Consider the following 17,840-nt stretch of genomic DNA (forward strand, 5'->3'; position numbering starts at 1 on the left):
CGGCGAAGTGAGACCGATATCCGACACGCCCCCCTCACGCCACGCCGTACGACCTCGAATGATTACGCTGTTGCGCGACTCGGCACGCGAGCGGTGCGTCGGCCGCGCGCGGGTGTCCGGAACTCAGGAGGGCCGCGATTGATTCTGTTCGGTGATCGTGTCGTGTGCAGCACCAATGACCTGGTGAGGGCAGCGCGCTGCGAATTCGCGCTGCTGCGCGCGCTCGATACCGAACTGGGCCTTGTCGTTTCGCCGAATGCGGCCGATCCGGTGGACTTTCCGCTAGGGTCGGACGCACTGCCGGACGAGGTGTTCGACGATGTCCACGCGGCTCTCGGCGCGACCGTGATCCGCATCGATGCGCCGGCCGCCACGGCCACGGAATTGCGCCGCGCACACGAGCGGACCGTCGCCGCACTCGGCACCGACGCACCGGCGATATTCGGGGCCACCTTCTTCGACGGATCCTTCGCGGCCGGATGCGCCGTCCTTGTCCGCCGCGACGACCCCGCACCGGTGCGGACCCGGCGGCCCGCGGCCGCGGCGCTGCCGGACATCGGTGCGACCGGCGAGTCCGCGACCGCAGCCGTCGGCGCCCCGGACCTCGACGCTTCACCGACTCCGCATTCCTCCTTCATCCTGTACATCCGTTCGATGTCGTCCGATGTCGCGGCGCTCATGGAGGCGGCCGCGTGTGCGCGCATGGTGCGCGACAACGGGTTCGACGTCGATCCGTGGGTCCGGATTCGGGATGCCGCGGGTGCGGAACGGATCTACGAACTCGGTCCGGCCGAAACGGTGTACGCGGCGCGACGGAATCGGCTCGCCACGATCCTCACCGCCAAGCAGGACGAACTGCTGCCCGTGCAGTGGGGAGACCGCCGCTATCTCGCCTGCGGGCGATGCGAGAGCTGCACCGCCGAACTGGAGGCCGGGCGCGATCTGCTGCTGGTGGCCGGGATGCGACCGTCGGTGCGGGCGCAGCTGCGCGATGCCGGCATCACCACGGTCGATCGCCTCGCCGCCGCTGATTCGTCGGTGACCGGCGTTGCGGTACAGACCTTTTCGACGTTGCGACGGCAGGCCGAGCTGCAGTTGTGCCGCGAGCGCACCGGGCGTCCGGCCTACGCGGTCACCGATGCGGCCGCGTTCGGTGAGCTGGCCCGGCCCGACGGCTGGGATGTCTTCGTCTCGGTCGCCGGATCGGCCGTCGGCGTCGGGGTCGCCGCTCGCGGGGCGGACGGCGGCGACGGCGTGTTCCTGTTCCACGCCTTCACCACGCACGATCCGGTAGCGCTGCTGGAATTTCTCGCCGACCGCCAGCAGCATCATCCCGACCTGCGGATCTACCACTTCTGTTCGCCGATCCGGACGCTGCTGGCCGACTTGTGCGCGCGCTGCGGCGCGGACGAGGAGACCGCCGACGAGCTGCTCGGCGCGCTGCTGGACCTGTACCCGATCGTGCGTTCCGCGCTGCTGATCGGCGCCCGGTCCTACGATCTGCCGGAAGTACTCGGTCTGCTCGATCCCGAGGCGGAACCGGTTCGCTCCGATCTCGAATCCTCCTGTGCCGCAACACTGCGGCTGCGCGAGCGACTATGCGAACTCGCCGCCGAGCACGACATCCAGCCCTGCCCGCTCCCACGCCGCACCCTCGCCGAACAACCGGCCGCGGTGGAGGCGGCGCTGCGCGAATTCGCCTTCGACTACGACGACACCCGCAGTGCCGGACAACAAGCCGCCGCGATGATGGCCGCGGTACTGGGTTATCACCGGCGTGAGCGGCAGCCGCTGCACTGGGCGCACGAGGACCGTCTGCATCGGCCGATCGGCGAATGGGCCGATACCCCGGGCGTTCTCGTCGCGGACTGGGCCAGCGTCGACACCAAATGGCAGCACACCGACGACCGGCCGATGCGGCGCTATCTGAAGCTGACCGGCAGGCTCGGCACCGGACGCCCGCCGCCTCCGGGCACCGCGGTACGCACGCTCTACGATTCGCCCGTCCCCGACCTCCCGGCGACCCCCGGCCGGCGCGCCACCGCGGCGGCGACGGTGCTCGGCTTCGCCCTCGACGACAACTTCGACGATGTGGTGCGGGTGGAGGAGCTGCTGCCGCCGGGCTGCGCCCCCTACGACGAACTGCCGGTCGCCATCGTGCCCGATCCACCGGGCCGCGACGACAATCTGGAACAGGCGCTGAACGCCGTGGCGCACGATCTGCTGGTCAGCCTGCCGGACGTCCCGCTGACGGCCGCCTTCGATCTGCTGTGCCGGCGGCGGCCCCGGCTGCACGGTGCGACCGCGCTGCCGCAGGTCTTCGGCGACTACGCGGCCGCGATCACCGCGGCGGTGCTCGATCTCGACCGCTCGTATCTCGCGGTGCAGGGGCCCTCGGGCACCGGCAAACTCGACACCGCGGCGCGGGTGATCGAGCGGCTGGTGACCCGCTACAAGTGGCGCGTCGGGGTGGTGGCGCAAACACATTCGGCCGCCGAGGTGCTGCTCGACGCCGTGGTCCGCGTGGGCGTACTGCCCGAATTGGTCGCCAAATCGGATGTGCACACCGTGGCTCCGGAATGGCTCGGAATCGCGGCCGACCGCTATCCGCGCTTTCTCGACAACGCGGTGAACGGTTGTGTGATCGGCGGACTGACCGGCGATTTCACCGATCCCGAGCAGGTGGCGCCGCAGAGTCTGGACCTCCTGGTAATCGCCGACGCCGGGTATTTCCCGCTGGCGCAGGCGATCGCGGTCGGCGCGTCGGCGCGGAATCTGCTGCTGATCGGCGATCCGGCTCCGCTGCCGGGTACCGGCCTGCACCCGGAGCCCGTCCACGAATCGGCCCTGGGCCGCATCGTCGGCGACAACCCCACGGTGCCCACGGCTTTCGGCTATTTCCTGGAACGCACCTGGCGGATGCATCCCCAGGTGTGCGGGCCGGTGTCGTCGCTGCGCTACGGCCGTCGGCTGCGCTCCAACGAGACGGTCACCCTCGCCCGCGAACTCGAGGGCGTCGCGCCGGGTGTGCGCGCGGTGCCGGTGGAACATCACGGCAACAGCACCGAATCCGCGGAGGAGGCCCGCGAGATCGTCCGTCAGGTCCGGTCCCTGCTGGGCCGCACCTGGCGCCAGGGCGTACTCACGCGGCGACTGCATCCGCACGACATCCTGGTGGTCACGCCCTACCACGCACAGGTGGCACGCATTCGAATGCTGTTGTCGCGGGCCCGGATCGAGGATGTGGTGGTCGGCACCGCCGATCGCTTCCGGGGCCGGGAGGCGGCGGTCGTGCTGATCTCGATGGCGACCTCGGCCCCCGCCGACGCACCGCACGGAATGGATGATCTGCTCTCGCGGCACTGGCTGACCACCACCGTGTCCCGGGCGATGTGGTCGGCGATCGTCGTGGCGTCGCCGCTGCTCACCGACTATCTGCCCGAAACACCCGAACAGCTGCCCGATCTGGCCGCCTACCTCGAACTGACCGGGCGCGGCTAGCCGAAATTGCGGCCCTCGCCCCGATAGGTCGGCACCGTCGTGCGCCGGTCGTCGGCATCCACGATGTGGATGGCATCGAAGCGTTCGCAGAGCTCACCTGCCTTGGCGTGGCGCATCCACACCCGATCCCCGACGGCCAGGCCCGCGGCGCCCGTGAACGGGGTCTGCACCTCCCCCGCTCCCTCGGTGCCGATCAACCGTAACCCCTTGGGCCACACCGGCTTCGGCACCCGGGAGGCACCGGCCGGCCCGGAGGCGATATAGCCGCCGGCGAAGACGGTGGCGATCTCGGCGGCCGGGCGGCGCAGCACCGGCAGTGCGAAATACAGCGCGGGACGAGGCGTGAACGCGCGATATCCGTCGAACAGCGTCGGCACGTAGAGACCGGATCCGGCGGTCACCTCGGTGACCTCGGGCGCTGCCACACTCACCTCGATCGACCCGCTGCCGCCGCTGTTGACGATCTCGAGCTCACCGGCCACCGAACGCACGGCCTCCAGCACATGCCTGCGGCGAGTGCCGATCTCGGCCGCGGAGAGCCGTTTGACCAGCCGCACCGCGGGATTGGTGTCGGGCAGGCCGGCGATCTGGGCCTCGTAGGTCATCACACCCACCACCCGGAAGCCGCGCTCGCGGGCGACCCGGGCCAGCCGCTCGGCCTGCTCCGGTGTCCGGATCGGCGATCGGCGCACCCCCAGGTGCAGCGGACCGATCCGCAACGAGGCATCGACGTCCAGGCATACGCGCGGGCTGATTCCGGCGCCACCGACCGCGGCGCGGATCAGATCCAGCTGGGCGACGTCGTCGACCATCAGCGTGATCGAGTCGAGCAGGATCGTGTCGGCGGCCAATTCGGCCAGCGCGGCGCGATCGACGCTCGGATAGCCGAGCAGAATGTCGCGTGCCCCGTGTCCGGCCAGCCACAGTGCCTCGCGCAACGAATAGGACATGATGCCGGCGAATCCGCCGCGGCCGGTGAGCTGCGATCCGAGCACTTCCTCGAGGACCGCGCGGCAGCGCACCGATTTGCCGGCCACCCGGATCGGTACGCCCCGGGCCCGGCGCACCAGGTCCGCGGCGTTGGCGCGCAACGCGCTCAGGTCCAGCGCGGCCAGGGGCGGATCGAGGTCCGCGGTGGCGGCGTGCAGGTCGGCGATGGGCGACGCGTCTGTCACCACATCAGCCAATCACGGAACTGGTCATACGTCCAGGATAACCGGGCGCGTCGTTACCGATCGACCGCCTTGGTGATCAGCGTCGCGACCAGATCGTCCAGCACGACGAGCGTGGTCTCGTCGTCACCGTCGGCGAGCCAGCGCAGCACCGCGCCCTGGATCACGGCCAGCACATACGCCGATATCGCCGCCACCGGCTCGATCCACTGGGTATTCGAACGCTCGGCACACGCGTCCAGCGCCGCACCGACCTCGGCGTCCAGGTCGCGCAGCCATTCCGTCGCCGAGAGACCGGAGCAGTCGGCCTCCCCCTCCCAGCGGCAACGTAAGGCACCGATCGCGAGATCCAGCATGTGCACCTGCCGTTGCGGCGTGGCCCGGATGGCCGACCACATCGCACTCAGACCGGCGTGCAGAACCACCCGCAACGCGCGCGTGCCCGTGCAGTCGCAGGCGGCCGACGCGGCGTCGATAGCCTCCTGCACGATGGGCCGCGGCCGGACCCGAATCATCTCTCCACTAGCGCTCAACGACGACTCCCTCGGCGAAAGAACTCGCGCACCTCGCCTGCGCGGCTCGCTCAACGGGCATCGGATCCGCGGTGATCTCTTCCGAGGTCTACCTCGGCGACCCGTTCAACATCCGTCAATGTTAGAGGGTTTTCGGGGATCGCGACCAGGTTCAATGGGTCATTCCGTACTGAAAGATTGTTTTGTTACCGCCCCGACACATCCCGCGATAGGTTCCGGCGGCGGATCCGCCACGGTCAGCACGGCTGCCGCGTGGGCGCAAACGATCAGCACTCTACGGCCTCGGGGCGGGAATCGTTATCTCGATGTGGGCGAGCACACAGGTGAGCCAAGGCCCACCCACCGCTTCGAACCCGCCGATAACCTGGAATCGTGACAACGGTGCGCCCCGATCATCTCCACATTCCCGGCACCTTCAACTACCGCGACGTCGGCGGACTACGCACGGTCAGCGGGACCACGATCCGCAGCGGAGTTCTGCTCCGGTCGGCTCAGCTGTGCCGGCTGGACGAACGCGGGCACGACACCCTTCGTCGGCTCGGTGTCGCCACCGTGCACGATCTGCGCGGGCCCGGCGAGGCCGACCGGATGGGCGTCGACATCCTTCCCGACGGCGTGCGGCTGGAGGTGACACCGTTCCACTCCGCGGTCGGCGCCGCCCGGGCCCCGCACGAGGCTCCGCAGGCGACGGCACTGCCGCCGCACGAGGCCGCCGCAGGCGGCGCTGCCCCGACGACCAGCCGCCACCTCGACCTGCTCGAGGTCTACGCCGAATTCCCCTCGATGCCGGAGGCGGGCGTCGCGATCGCCGCCATGGCCCGGTCGCTGGCCCGCGGCGACGGCGCGGTGCTGGTGCACTGCGCGGCCGGTAAGGACCGCACCGGCTGGGCGGTCGCCACCTTGCTGCGAGCCGTCGGCGTCACCGAGGACGACGTCCTGGCCGACTATCTACTCAGCAACGAGGCGGTCGAATCGCTGGCCGCCGACGTGGCGCGCAATTCCGGCGAGCCGCTGCCGCCCGCCCTGCTGGGGGTGAGCATCGAATACCTCGCCGCCGGTACCGAGGCCATGCACCGTCGCTACGGCACCCTCGACGGCTATCTCGAGGCCATCGGCATTACGCCGCAGCTGCGGGCCGCCCTGCACACCCGCATGCTCGAGTGATCCGGTACTGCCGGCCCGCACCGGCTATCCGGTGCGGTGGACCAGGCCGTCGGTATCGATGCTGACCTGATTTCCGGTGTGGAACCAACTTCCCGTGAACCGCGATTCGGTGGTCTGCGGGTCGTTCCAGTAGCGCGGGGTGATATTCGGCCCGCGACAGAGCAGTTCGCCGCTGCCCACCCTGGCCCGCGGCCCCCACAGCGCCAATTCCGTACCGCCGAACGGGAATCCGAGAACGTCGCAGCCGGCCGTCACGCCGCTGTCCACCAGAGCCAGTCCGATACCGCTGGTTTCGGTCGCACCCCATACCGACCACTGCCGGGCCAGCGGGAACACCTCGCGCAGCGCCTCCGCCACGATTTCCGCGGTGCCGGCGTCGGTCGCGGCCAGTTCGGCGCGATGTCCCGCGCTGCACACCTGGCGCACGCCCTCCGCCCGCAATCCGGCCAGTTCGGGGAGCAGGCCCGCGAAGATGCGGGGCGTCGCGGCCACCATGTCGATACGTTCGGCGACGATCGCCTCGGCGATCATCGCCGGATCCGGGGCGAGGACGACCGTGCCGCCCACGGCGAAGGTCGGCAGCAGTTGATCGACACAGCCGCTCGCGTGCGCCAGCGGCATCAGGACCAGATTGCGCAACCCTTCGGTCGGCAGGTCGAAGGCGCCCACCACCGAGCGCACCGCCGACAGCAGATTCTCGTTGGTCAACTCCACACCGCGCGGACCGCCCGGCGCCTCCGAAAGACCCTGGCTCGCAGCGCCGCTGGTATAGCACAGCAAAGCGAGCTCGCTCAGCGAAGCACCGTCGTCGATGAAGGCCGCGCCGTCGGGGAAGTCGGCGTACCCGGCGTCGGCGCCGCCGCCGTCGAGGACGAAATCCGCGCAGCTGTCCGCGATCACCTGGGCGGCCACGGCATCGGAGAGCCCGTCGTGCACCAGCACCGGCACCGCACCGGACAACAGGGCGCCGAGGAAGGCCTGGACCCAGCGCACGCCCACCGGCATCCGCACGGCCACCCGGTCGCCGTAACCGATTCCATGTTCCTGCAGTCCGCCGGCGATCCGGGAGGCGGCATGCCACAGCTGCCGGTAGGTCAGCCGCGGTCCGCCGATTTCGACGACCGCCTCCCGGGCCGAGAACGCGTGTACCTGCACATCGAGCAGTTCGGTGAGGGCCGGATTGAGATTTCCGTACCGCAGCACACCGTCGGCACCGCGAGCAAGAGGGTTGCCGCACCACGGATTTCGCGTCTGCGGGTATTCGATCAGAAGCTGCGTCATCAAGTCCCTCCGGATGCCTCGATCAACAGGCATCTGCGACTATATGACGCAGATCACAATCATGGGGCGTTAGGCGATAAAGATGTCCGGGTGATCACCGCCCGGTGTAGCTCGCCTTCCCCGGGCCCACGTCCAGGAAGCTGCGCACCGCACCCCGCAAATCCTCGGTGTCGAACAGTTCGCCGGAGACCTTGGGCGTCACCGAATCGGCGTGCTCGACGCCGCCGGAACGCCATGCCGCGATGATCTGCTTGGTGGCCGCGTGCGCGCGGGTAGGGCCGTCGGCGAGGCGGGCGGCCAGCGCCCGGGCCGCGGCGTCGACGTCCTCGTGCACCGCGTTGACCACACCCCAGTCGGCGAGGGTGGCCGCGTCGTACAGGTCGCCGGTCATGACCAGTTCCCGCGCCCGGCCGGAACCGGCACGCTCGGCCAGCCGCTGCGGGCCGCCCATCGACGGCGTCAGGCCCACGACCGTCTCCACCAGCCCGAACTTGGCCTTGGGTGAGGCCAGCAGGATGTCGCAGGCCAGCGAGATCTCGAAGGCGGCGGTCAGGGTGAGGCCGTGGGCGGCGAAGACGACCGGGCACGGCAGGGCCTCGACCCGGTGGATGATGCCCTGGAACAAGCGCTGCCACAGTTCGGCGCCCTGATCCACGCTCAGCCCGTCGAACTCGTGGACGTCGACCCCGCCGGAGACGACCTTGCCCTCGGCGCGAATCAGCAGCGCACGCGGCGGGTTCGCGGTCAACTCGGCGAGATCGGCGGCGAGCGATCCCAGCAGCGCCGAATCGAACAGGTTCAACGGCGGATGGTCGATGGTGAGGATCGCGAGCTGGGCGCCGGCCTCGGTCTCGGTCCGCTCCAGCCGGGTGGGTTTCGAATCGCTCATCCGCCGAATCTATCCAGAACCAGTCGTAGCCGGTACCCCGGCCGCCGGTCTGCCAGACTGGTGCGGTGGATACCTCGCCGACCGAGAACGCCGGTTCGAACACCGCGACCTATGTCGAGCCCGGCGAATTCAAGCGCGATACGAACTACATCACGACCCGGATCACCGCCGACGGCCGTGACGGCTATCCCGTCGAACCGCAGCGCTACCGGCTGGTCGCGGCACGCGCCTGCCCGTGGGCCAACCGCACGCTGATCGCGCGGCGGCTACTCGGCCTGGAGCAGGTGATCTCGCTGGGATTGTGCGGGCCGACCCACGACAAACGCAGCTGGACCTTCGACCTCGATCCGGACGAGGTGGACCCGGTGCTGGGCATCCACTTCCTGCGCGATGCCTACCTCGCGCGTGATCCGGAGTATCCGCGCGGCATCACGGTCCCCGCGGTGGTGGACGTGCCGACCGGACAGGTGGTCACCAACGACTACCCGCAGATCACGCTCGACTTCTCCACCGAGTGGACGCAGTTCCACCGGCCGGGCGCGCCGCAGTTGTATCCCGAACCGCTGCGCGCCGAGATCGATCAGGTGAACCGGCGCGTCTACACCGAGGTCAACAACGGTGTCTACCGCTGCGGCTTCGCAGGCAGCCAGGACGCCTACGACGCCGCCTACGATCGGCTGTTCACGGCGCTGGACTGGTTGTCGGAACGGTTGAGCGAACAGCGTTATCTGGTCGGCGACACCATCACCGAGGCCGATGTGCGGCTGTTCACCACGCTGGTGCGTTTCGACCCGGTGTATCACGGCCATTTCAAATGCAATCGGAACAAGCTCACCGAACAGCCCGTGCTGTGGGCCTATGCGCGCGACCTGTTCCAGACGCCGGGCTTCGGCGACACCATCGATTTCACGCAGATCAAGCGGCACTACTACATCGTGCACAGCGATATCAATCCGACCGGGATCGTGCCGAAGGGGCCGGAACTGTCCGACTGGCTCACCCCGCACGGCCGAGAAGCACTGGGCGGCAAGCCCTTCGGTGACGGGACGCCGCCTCCGCCACCCCTGCAGGCGGAACGAGTTCCGGCCGCCGACTGGGTCTGAGCGTCACCGTGCGGAGGCGGTCGGCCCGCCTCCGCACCGGATCGGTTCGTGCGGCGGTTTTCGTTAGGCGGAGGTTCCCGCGTAGGTGCCGAAGCTCCGGAACACGCCTTCGGGATCGCGGCAGGTGAACCGAGCCGGTCCCCGGCGGCTGCTCGCAAAGCGCGGAATCGTGGCGCTGCGAACCGAGCATGATCCCGCCGCCGGGCCAGCCTAGTTCGGCGTACTGGACCACGTCGGCGGTGCCGTAGCGGGCGACTTCGACGAAGCCGAAGGCGCGCTGCAGGAAATCGATCGCCGCCGGGGCGTCACGGTAGCTGAACGTCGGCCACAGCGGGGCGGTCGTCGTTGCGGTATCGGTTGTTGCGGTATCGGTTGTTTCGGTATCGGTCGTTGCGGTCATGCACCCAGCCTTTCGCGCCGGGCACCCCGTCGTCTTGGACGAATGGGAACACCTCGCGCGCACGCCATGCCGACGGCGGGCAACCGGCCAGTTCGCGCCATTCGCGGGCCATATGGGCCTGGTCGTAATAGCCGGTCGCGGCGGCCACCTCGGCGATGCTCACCTCGGGGCGGCGCAACATGCGATGCGAGACCTCGAAACGGGTCAGCCGCGCGGCCTCTTTCGGCGTGATGCCGAACTCGCCGGCGAATCGCGCTGCCAGATGTCTTCTGCTCCAGCCGATTTCGTGTGCCACCCGGTCCACCGCGGGTGCGCCCGCGGGATCGGTCAGCAACCGCCAGGCCCGGCGGAGATTGGCATCCATCTCGAGCCGGCGTGCATCGATCGCGCCGACCCGCGCGCAGAAGATCTCGTCCAGCACGGCGAACCGCGCCCGCCAGTCGGAGGTCGCGGCGATACGCTCCCGCACCCGCTCGGCCTCGGGCCCCAGCAGATCCGAGAGATCGACGATCCACTCCCCCAGCTCCCCGGCGGGTATTCCGAACAGCGCCCGCGCACCCAGCGGTGTGACCGCCAGCTGGATTCCCTGCTGGTAGCCGTTGTGCGCGATCAGTGTCGGTCGCAGCGTCAGCCCGCCGGCCAACGCGTCCCAGCGGCCTCCGGCCTGGTCGGGATGGGAGGACACCGGCACGTCGATCGGCTCGTCGATGGTGAGGATCACCGTAATCGCGGTACTCGGCATGCCGACGTCCACGCCCGGATCGAATCCGCGCAACAGATATCCGTCGTAGCGGCCGAGGTAGGGCCGCAACGACGGGGCGGGCAACCGGCGCGCTCCCGCGGACACACCACTCACCCTCTCCACGGTAGGCGGCGCGCGGACACGGCGGAACCGGACCTGGGCGCGGTTCGTTGCACGGTCGACGGCCGTATCGGCCACCGTCGCCGACTTCGTCCGCGGCCGTCGGATCGGCACCACTAGAGTTTGTGCCGACCGGACGAGAGGGGTGCGTTACCGATGTTCGACAGCGGCGTGGAAAAGGCCGTGCGGTCACTGCTGGACAACGGGGCACAAGTGCAGGCGCCCGCGGTCGCGAAGTACGTCGACCGGTTCCGCCGAGCACATCCGGACGAGAGTCCGGCCCAGATTCTCGACCGGCTGGAAAAGATCTATCTCACGACCGTGACCGGCAGCGGCACCGCGGTCGGCGCGACCGCCGCCGTCCCGGGGGTGGGCACCCTGACCTCGCTCGCGGCGATGAGCGCGGAAACCACCTTCTTCCTCGAGGCCTCGGCCGTCTTCACCCTCGCCGTCGCCGCCGTCCACGGCGTCGCCCCCGAGGACCACGAACGCCGGCGCGCGCTGGTGCTGGCGGTGGTGCTCGGCGAGAGCGGTATGGAGATCGTGGAGCAGAGCGTGGGCCATTCGGCCAAGAACTGGGGCATGCTGCTGGCCGAGCGGATCCCCGGCATCAAGGGGATGAACGAATCGCTGATGAAGCGATTCATCATCCAGTTCGTCACCAAGCGCAGCATGCTCATGTTCGGCAAGGTGCTACCGGCCGGAATCGGGGCGGCCGTCGGCGGATTCGGCAACCGAGCCCTGGGGAAGAATGTGATCGGCAACGCGCACAAGGCTTTCGGCCCCGCCCCGATGCGGTGGTCCGGCGGTACCGCACGCGGCACTGTGATCGACGCCGATCCGCTTCCGGCACTGGGCAATCCGGACGGCCCGGCCCCCGGTTCGACGGCCGGGCAGCGATGAGCGCGGCCCGCTCGCTCGCCGTCTCGATCAGCGGACTGCACAAGCAGTTCGAGGGTGTGGTCGCCCTGCGCGATGTCGGGTTCTCGGTTCCGGCAGGCACCACCGCGGCCCTCGTCGGCCCGCCCGGATCCGGAAAATCCACGCTGATCCACATTCTGCTCGGACTGTTGCGAGCGGATTCAGGCGTCGCCGAGGCCTTCGACGACGGCGGGATCGGCGCGGTGCTGCAGCCGCGCGGACTGCACCCGGCCCGGACCGTGCGCGCCCAGTTGCGGGTGTACGCGGCCGCCGCGGGTGTCGACGACGAGCGAGCGGACGCCGTGCTCGCAATGCTGCGCCTCGGCGAGGCCGCCACGACGCGGGTGCGCGATGTTCCCGACGGCCTGCGTACGCGGCTCGCAGTGGCGCAGGCACTGCTCACACAGCCCCGCCTGCTGGTGCTCGACGATCCGTTCGAAGGTCTCGAACCGCCCGAGCGGGCATGGCTTTTCGACTATCTGCGGGCTCATGCCCGGCGCGGTGGCACCACCCTGTTCACCTCGCAGAGCCTGGCCGCGGCCGTACCGGTCTGCGATCAGGTGATCGTGCTCTCGGCCGGTTCGGTGGCCTATCAGGGCAGTCCGCGGCGGCTGCGGCGCAACCATCCGGATCGGCTGGTGGTCGCGGCATCGAGCCCGATCGCGCTGGCCACCACGCTGGCCGCGCAGGGCTTCACCGACGCGGTGATGCGCAGCGACGGCCGACTTGCCGTCGCCGAGGCTTCTCGCGCCGAGATCGAGGCCGCCGCGGCGCTGGCCCGGGTCCATCTCGGCGAGGTGGTGGCCGAACCCGTCCACCCGGATCGGGTTTTGGCCATCCTCACCAAATCGTCCGCGCCGCCGGCCTATCCCGCCCCCGCCCCTGCGACCATGTACGGAACGCGATGATGCTGCCGACCCTCCCCACCGTTCCCGCCGAGGTGAACCGGGCGGCGACCGCCGAACTGCGCAAGATCACCGCGCTGCGCTCCGGATGGACGCTGCCCCCGGTGCTCGCGGCCGTGGGCTTCGTCGTCGCTTCGGCGTCCGCACTGCGCGGTTCGGGTCCGCAGGCGCGCGAGGCGCTGGTTACCGGGACCGCGACTGTCGGGTTGTATCTGGCGATCGCGATGGCGGTGGGTGCGGCGGCGATCGGCGGCGCGGTCGCGGCCGGCGACGAATACCGCTACCGCAGCATGGGACTCACCGCACTGTCCACCCCCGACCGGAACGTACTCTTCGGCGCGAAAGCCGGTGTGGCCGCGGCCTATTCGCTGGTTCTCGCGGCGTGCGCGGAGATCGGCGCGGCGCTGGGTCTGCTGGCCTTCGGGCGGCACACCGTCGAATTCGGCTGGCGACTGGTCGGGGTGTTCGGCGGCGGCCTGCTCGCGGCGGTGTGCTGGGGCGTGATCGGCGTAGGCCTGGGATTGCTGGTCCGTTCACCCAATCTGGCCGTGATCGCGATGGCGGGATGGCTGTTCATCCTGGAACCGCTGATCTGGCTGCTCGCCAAGGGCGCCGGGATCGCGGGCGTCGTGGTGCTGCTGCCGGGTTCGGCCACCATCGGCTCGGTCGCGGTCGGTTCGTTTCCTGAGAGTCCGTTCCTGCCGCCGAATGCGGCCTCGGCCGTCGTGCTGGTGGTCTGGGCGGTCGCCGCCGGGGCGTTCGGTTGGTGGTATCTGCGCACACGCGACATCTGACTCGACCACCGATCCGGGCGGAATCTCGTGGACGGGGTGCGGGAGACGCGGGATGTCGGGGCGCGTCGGTACCGTCGAATCGACATGAACGACACCGAAACCCTCGACGCCGGATCCGCCGGACGATCTACGCCCGGGCATGGTCGCGTCCGGCTGCGCCGTCGCAGCACCGGCGGGACGGGGTCGTCCGCACCGTCCGGCGCGCAGCCCGGCCATGAGCTCGATGCGGGGCCCGGCGGCTGGTTGCGGCGGCTCTGGACGGCCTGCCTCGGCCATCCGCGGGTGCTCGCCGGAGTCATTCTGGCCGTGGTCGCGGGAGCCGGCGCGGAGGCCGCGGCACCCCTGGCCGCGAAGGCCGCGCTGGACCGGGCCCGTACGGGCGAGGTCGGGGCACTCGCTCCGATCGCCGGGATACTGGTCGCCCTGGCCGTGGCCCGGTTCGCGGCGACCTACGGGCGGCGCTGGCTCGCGGGACGGCTGGCGCTGGATGTCCAACACGAGGTGCGAGTGGACCTGCTCACCGCGCTGCACCGCTACGACGGACCGCGACAGGACCGGTTGCGTACGGGCCAGGTGGTGTCGCGCTCGATCAGCGATCTGCAATTGGTGCAGGGGCTGCTCGCGATGGCGCCGCTCTCGGCGGCGTCGCTGCTGATCTTCGTCTTCGCCGCGGTCGCCATGCTGGTGCTCTCGCCGCCGCTGGCCCTGGTGTCGCTGCTGACCGTGCCGGTGCTGGCGCTGGTGGTGTATCGGGTGCGGCCGCGGCTGCACTCGGCCACCTGGTCGGCGCAGCAGCGAGCTGCCGATCTGGCCCAGCACGTCGAGGAGACCGTCACCGGCGTGCGGGTGGTGAAGGGTTTCGGCCAGGAATCGCGGATGGTGCGGATCCTGGAGGAGCACGGCCGACGGCTCTACGCCCATCGGATGCGCGCGGCCCGCATCGATTCCCGGTTCGCGCCGACGATCGCGGCGATTCCACAGGCCGGGCTGGTGATCGTGATCGCCCTCGGTGGCGCGCTGGCGCTGCATTCGGTGATCGGCGTCGGCACCTTCCTGGCCTTCGCGACCTACGTGACCATGATGGCGTCGAGCACCCGGATCCTGTCCAACGTACTGGTCATGGCGCAGCTGACCCGGGCGGCGGCCGAACGCGTCTATCAGGTCATCGACGAGGCTCCGGAGAGCATCGACCCACCCGATCCGCAACCGCTGCCGGAGGGACCGCTCGGCCTGCACATCCGAGGCCTCACCTTCGGATTCGAACCGGGACGCCCGGTCCTGCACGATTTCGATCTCACCGTGCGCCCCGGCGAGACGGTGGCGGTGATCGGACCGGCCGGCTCCGGAAAATCCACGCTGACACTGCTGTTGCCGCGATTGCATGCGCCCGAGTCGGGACGGATCAGCCTCTTCGGGGCGGACCAGGATCCCGAGACCGCCGGGGTCGATATCGCGCGGGTGCGGGCCGCCGATCTGCGCGAGGCGATCGGCGTCGTCTTCGACGAGCCGTTCCTGTTCTCCGACACCATCTCCGCCAATATCGCGCTCGGCACACCGGATGCCGATCCCGAGGAGATCCGCGCGGCCGCCAGGATGGCCGCGGCCGACGAATTCATCCGCGCACTACCGGACGGTTACGACACGGTCGTCGGCGAGCGCGGCCTCACGCTCTCCGGAGGGCAGCGGCAACGCCTGGCCCTGGCGCGTGCCCTGCTCGCCGACCCGCGCATCCTCGTCCTCGATGACGCCACCTCCGCGGTGGACGCCGTCACCGAGGCCGCGATCTTCGGTGCCCTGCCCGCCCACGGCCGCACCACGCTGATCCTCGCGCACCGCGAATCGACCCTGGCACACGCGGACCGCGTCATCCGGCTGGCGGGACCGGGCGGGAGTTCGGCGGAGCCGGGCGTGGACGCATTCCCGGACGCCGAGCCCCTTGCGTCTGCCGAGGATTCGAGCTCGGAACCGGATGCGCCGCCGGAGATGCGGGCCGCCCTGGCGAGTCTGGCTCCGGCCACCGAACAGCCGGGGCTCGACGATCGCGAGCTGGAACAGCCGGATCCGGCATTCCGGCTGGTGCGGTTGCTACGGCCGGTGCGCTGGCTGCTGGCGGCCGTGGTCGCGCTGCTGGCCGTGGACGCCGCTATCTCGGTGGCGTTTCCGGCGCTCACCCGATTCGCACTCGACGACGGCGTCGGACAGCATCGCGGCGCCGTACTGATGGTCGCGGCCGGCGCCGGGGTGGTGCTGGTGCTCCTGAGCTGGGTGGACGAGGCCCTCACTACCCGGCTCTCGGCCCGCGGCGGCGAGCGGGTGCTGTACGGGCTGCGGGTGCGCAGCTACGCCCACCTGCAACGGCTCGGCCTGGACTACTACGAGCGCGAGCTCTCGGGCCGGATCATGACGCGGATGACGACCGATATCGACGCGCTGTCGACATTCCTGCAAACCGGGCTGGGCACGGCCCTGATCAGCCTGGTCACGGTCGTCGGCATCGTGATCGCGCTGCTGGTGATCGACGCCGCACTGGCCGTCGTGGTGTTCGTGGCGCTGCCACCGTTGATCGTGGCGACATTGTTCTTCCGCCGCGTCGCGGCCTCGGCGTATTCGGCCTCGCGAGAACGGGTGGCCACGGTCAACGCCGACTTCCAGGAGAACGTCGCGGGCCTGCGCGCGACCCAGGCCTACCGCCACGAGGCCGAGGCGGCCCGCCGATTCACCGACTACTCCGATCGATACCGCCGAGCCCGGTTGCGGGCCCAGCGCGCCATCGCGCTGTATTTCGCGTTCGTGCTGGCCTGGGCGGATCTGGCGCAGGCGGCGGTGGTGTATCTGGGTGCCCGTGAGGTCGCGCACGGCACCACGACCGCCGGCACCCTGGTGGCCTTCGTGCTCTACCTGAGCCTGTTGTTCGGGCCGATCACGCAGCTCTCCCAGGTTTTCGACGGCTACCAGCAGGCCCGGGTCGGGTTGCGGCGCATCGAAACGCTGCTGCACACACCGTCCTCGATCGCTCCCGATCCGGCCGATGCGGTCGACATCGAGGGTGGCCTACGCGGTGACGTGCGCTTCGACGGCGTCACCTTCCGCTATCCCGATGCCAGAACGCCTGCGCTGGAAGATGTTTCGCTGCACATCCCCGCCGGCTCGACCCTCGCGCTGGTCGGTGAGACCGGGGCCGGCAAGTCGACGGTGGTCAAACTGCTGGCCCGCCTCTACGACCTCCCTCGTTCGCATCCCGGCGGAGACGGAGCCGATGCGGCGGCGCACTCCGGATCCATTCGCGTCGACGAGATCGATATTCGTGACTACCGGCTCGACCGGTTCCGCGCCCGGCTCGGTGTGGTCCCTCAGGAAGCTCACTTGTTCACCGGCGATGTCGCCAGCAACATTGCATTCGGGAAACCTTATGCCACATCGGCCGAAATCGCCCGGGCCGCCGCGGCGGTCGGCGCACTCGAGATGATCGAGACGCTGCCGCGGGGTATGGCCCAGCCGATCGGTGAGGGTGGGCGCGGGCTGTCGGCGGGTCAACGCCAGCTCATCGCGCTGGCGCGCGCGGAGCTGGTCGACCCGGATCTGCTGCTGCTCGACGAGGCCACCGCGGTGCTGGATCCGGCCAACGAGGAAAAGGTGCTGGTAGCGAGCAGATCGCTGGCTCGCGGGCGCACCACGGTGATCGTGGCGCATCGTTTGGCGACCGCCGCGCGCGCCGATCGGATCGCGGTCGTCGCGCACGGCCGGATCGTGGAATTCGGCGCGCACGCGCAGTTGTTGGCGGAGCGCGGAATCTATAACCGACTCTGGGAGGCAGCCGATTCCGACGAAGGAATATTCTCGACCGGGGACGAGTCGTCACCTATGAGGCTGGGTCTGTCCGGGGGTGGTTAACCGGACAGTGGCGCGGCGGTGCGCCTACGCATGGCCGCGCTGGGGCACGCTGTCACGGCTGGGCCTATCCTCAGAAAGGGCGCATCGGCGCATATCGTGCCGATCGACCCGTGCCGGGCACGTCACAAACGTCGCAGCGCGAAGAACGAAATGAGGCGAACACCTGCTGTGAGCAGCTCAACATCCCAGTTCGGACAGAACCAGTGGCTCGTCGACGAGATGTACCAGAAGTACAAGCAAGATCCGTCGTCGGTCGATGAGAGCTGGCACGAGTTTCTCGCCGACTACACACCGGAATCGCCGGGTGAGATAGCCAACAGCACTCCCGCCGCCTCCGCGCCGACCGCCGCCCCCAGCGCACCGGCCACTCCGGCTCCGGCCCCCGCGAACGTCAACAACGCCGCGCCGAAGACCGCCCCGACCC

Annotated in this window: 13 protein-coding genes and 1 pseudogene; 8 read left to right on the forward strand and 6 right to left on the reverse strand. The window is 69.7% G+C overall.

All coding sequences use genetic code 11. The features are described 5' to 3' along the window. Positions 1–162: 162 nt before the first annotated feature. The gene (locus tag C5E41_RS15150; RefSeq protein WP_258080984.1) at positions 163–3,501 is read left to right on the forward strand and encodes a bifunctional RecB family nuclease/DEAD/DEAH box helicase; all 3,339 of its coding nucleotides are present in this window, start codon (positions 163–165) and stop codon (positions 3,499–3,501) included. On the opposite strand, the gene C5E41_RS15155 is transcribed toward C5E41_RS15150, so the two are convergent. Then, positions 3,498–4,676 (reverse strand): amino acid deaminase/aldolase, encoded by a 1,179-nt coding sequence (locus C5E41_RS15155; RefSeq protein ID WP_104376502.1) that lies wholly within the window; start codon positions 4,674–4,676, stop codon positions 3,498–3,500. The genes C5E41_RS15150 and C5E41_RS15155 overlap by 4 nt on opposite strands. 53 nt (positions 4,677–4,729) lie before the next feature. After that, positions 4,730–5,206: a TetR family transcriptional regulator gene (locus tag C5E41_RS15160; RefSeq protein ID WP_258080985.1), complete on the reverse strand. Its 477-nt coding sequence runs from the start codon at positions 5,204–5,206 to the stop codon at positions 4,730–4,732. Between the two features lie 372 nt (positions 5,207–5,578). Between C5E41_RS15160 and C5E41_RS15165 the strand changes: the two genes are divergently transcribed. Next, positions 5,579–6,370: a tyrosine-protein phosphatase gene (locus C5E41_RS15165; RefSeq protein WP_104376468.1), complete on the forward strand. Its 792-nt coding sequence runs from the start codon at positions 5,579–5,581 to the stop codon at positions 6,368–6,370. 24 nt (positions 6,371–6,394) lie between these two features. Here C5E41_RS15165 and C5E41_RS15170 read toward each other — a convergent pair whose 3' ends face one another. Both C5E41_RS15170 and C5E41_RS15175 read right to left on the reverse strand, forming a co-directional pair. Next, positions 6,395–7,651, reverse strand: coding sequence for a class I adenylate-forming enzyme family protein (locus tag C5E41_RS15170; RefSeq protein WP_104376469.1), 1,257 nt, complete (start codon positions 7,649–7,651; stop codon positions 6,395–6,397). 94 nt (positions 7,652–7,745) lie between these two features. After that, positions 7,746–8,540 carry an enoyl-CoA hydratase/isomerase family protein gene (locus C5E41_RS15175; protein ID WP_104376470.1) on the reverse strand — a complete coding sequence of 265 codons (795 nt, stop codon included), beginning with the start codon at positions 8,538–8,540 and terminating at the stop codon, positions 7,746–7,748. 65 nt (positions 8,541–8,605) lie between these two features. On the opposite strand from C5E41_RS15175, the gene C5E41_RS15180 reads away from it, so the two are divergent. Then, entirely contained in the window at positions 8,606–9,643 is a 1,038-nt protein-coding gene (locus tag C5E41_RS15180) for a glutathione S-transferase family protein (protein WP_104376471.1), read from the forward strand. Between the two features lie 63 nt (positions 9,644–9,706). Here C5E41_RS15180 and C5E41_RS35095 read toward each other — a convergent pair. Both C5E41_RS35095 and C5E41_RS15190 read right to left on the reverse strand, forming a co-directional pair. Continuing rightward, positions 9,707–9,974, reverse strand: a pseudogene (locus C5E41_RS35095) (glyoxalase). Continuing rightward, entirely contained in the window at positions 9,949–10,899 is a 951-nt protein-coding gene (locus tag C5E41_RS15190; protein WP_104376503.1) for a helix-turn-helix domain-containing protein, read from the reverse strand. Before C5E41_RS15190 ends, C5E41_RS35095 begins: the two are co-directional and overlap by 26 nt. Positions 10,900–11,061: 162 nt before the next feature. On the opposite strand from C5E41_RS15190, the gene C5E41_RS15195 reads away from it, so the two are divergent. From C5E41_RS15195 to C5E41_RS15215, 5 genes are all read left to right on the forward strand, one after another. Next, positions 11,062–11,808, forward strand: a complete 747-nt coding sequence (locus C5E41_RS15195; RefSeq protein WP_104376472.1) for a hypothetical protein — start codon at positions 11,062–11,064, stop codon at positions 11,806–11,808. Beyond that, on the forward strand, positions 11,805–12,734 hold the full coding sequence (locus C5E41_RS15200) for an ABC transporter ATP-binding protein (RefSeq protein ID WP_104376473.1): 930 nt from the start codon (positions 11,805–11,807) through the stop codon (positions 12,732–12,734). Before C5E41_RS15195 ends, C5E41_RS15200 begins: the two co-directional genes overlap by 4 nt. Further along, positions 12,731–13,525 carry an ABC transporter permease gene (locus tag C5E41_RS15205; RefSeq protein WP_258080986.1) on the forward strand — a complete coding sequence of 265 codons (795 nt, stop codon included), beginning with the start codon at positions 12,731–12,733 and terminating at the stop codon, positions 13,523–13,525. Before C5E41_RS15200 ends, C5E41_RS15205 begins: the two co-directional genes overlap by 4 nt. Positions 13,526–13,609: 84 nt before the next feature. After that, complete coding sequence (locus C5E41_RS15210; RefSeq protein WP_104376475.1) at positions 13,610–17,416, forward strand: ABC transporter ATP-binding protein; 3,807 nt, start codon at positions 13,610–13,612, stop codon at positions 17,414–17,416. 168 nt (positions 17,417–17,584) lie between these two features. After that, a partial coding sequence (locus tag C5E41_RS15215; RefSeq protein WP_258080987.1) for a 2-oxoglutarate dehydrogenase E1 subunit family protein occupies positions 17,585–17,840 on the forward strand: 256 nt, incomplete at its 3' end.

Source organism: Nocardia nova, from assembly GCF_002933465.1.
GTDB lineage: Bacteria > Actinomycetota > Actinomycetes > Mycobacteriales > Mycobacteriaceae > Nocardia > Nocardia nova_B.

Excerpts from the sequence above, each read along its gene's own strand:
- C5E41_RS15200 (WP_104376473.1), top strand. The coding sequence starts at position 11,805 with ATGAGCGCGGCCCGCTCGCTCGCCGTCTCGATCAGCGGACTGCACAAG.
- C5E41_RS15175 (WP_104376470.1), bottom strand. The coding sequence starts at position 8,540 with ATGAGCGATTCGAAACCCACCCGGCTGGAGCGGACCGAGACCGAGGCC.
- C5E41_RS15195 (WP_104376472.1), top strand. The coding sequence starts at position 11,062 with ATGTTCGACAGCGGCGTGGAAAAGGCCGTGCGGTCACTGCTGGACAAC.
- C5E41_RS15170 (WP_104376469.1), bottom strand. The coding sequence starts at position 7,651 with ATGACGCAGCTTCTGATCGAATACCCGCAGACGCGAAATCCGTGGTGC.
- C5E41_RS15210 (WP_104376475.1), top strand. The coding sequence starts at position 13,610 with ATGAACGACACCGAAACCCTCGACGCCGGATCCGCCGGACGATCTACG.
- C5E41_RS15205 (WP_258080986.1), top strand. The coding sequence starts at position 12,731 with ATGATGCTGCCGACCCTCCCCACCGTTCCCGCCGAGGTGAACCGGGCG.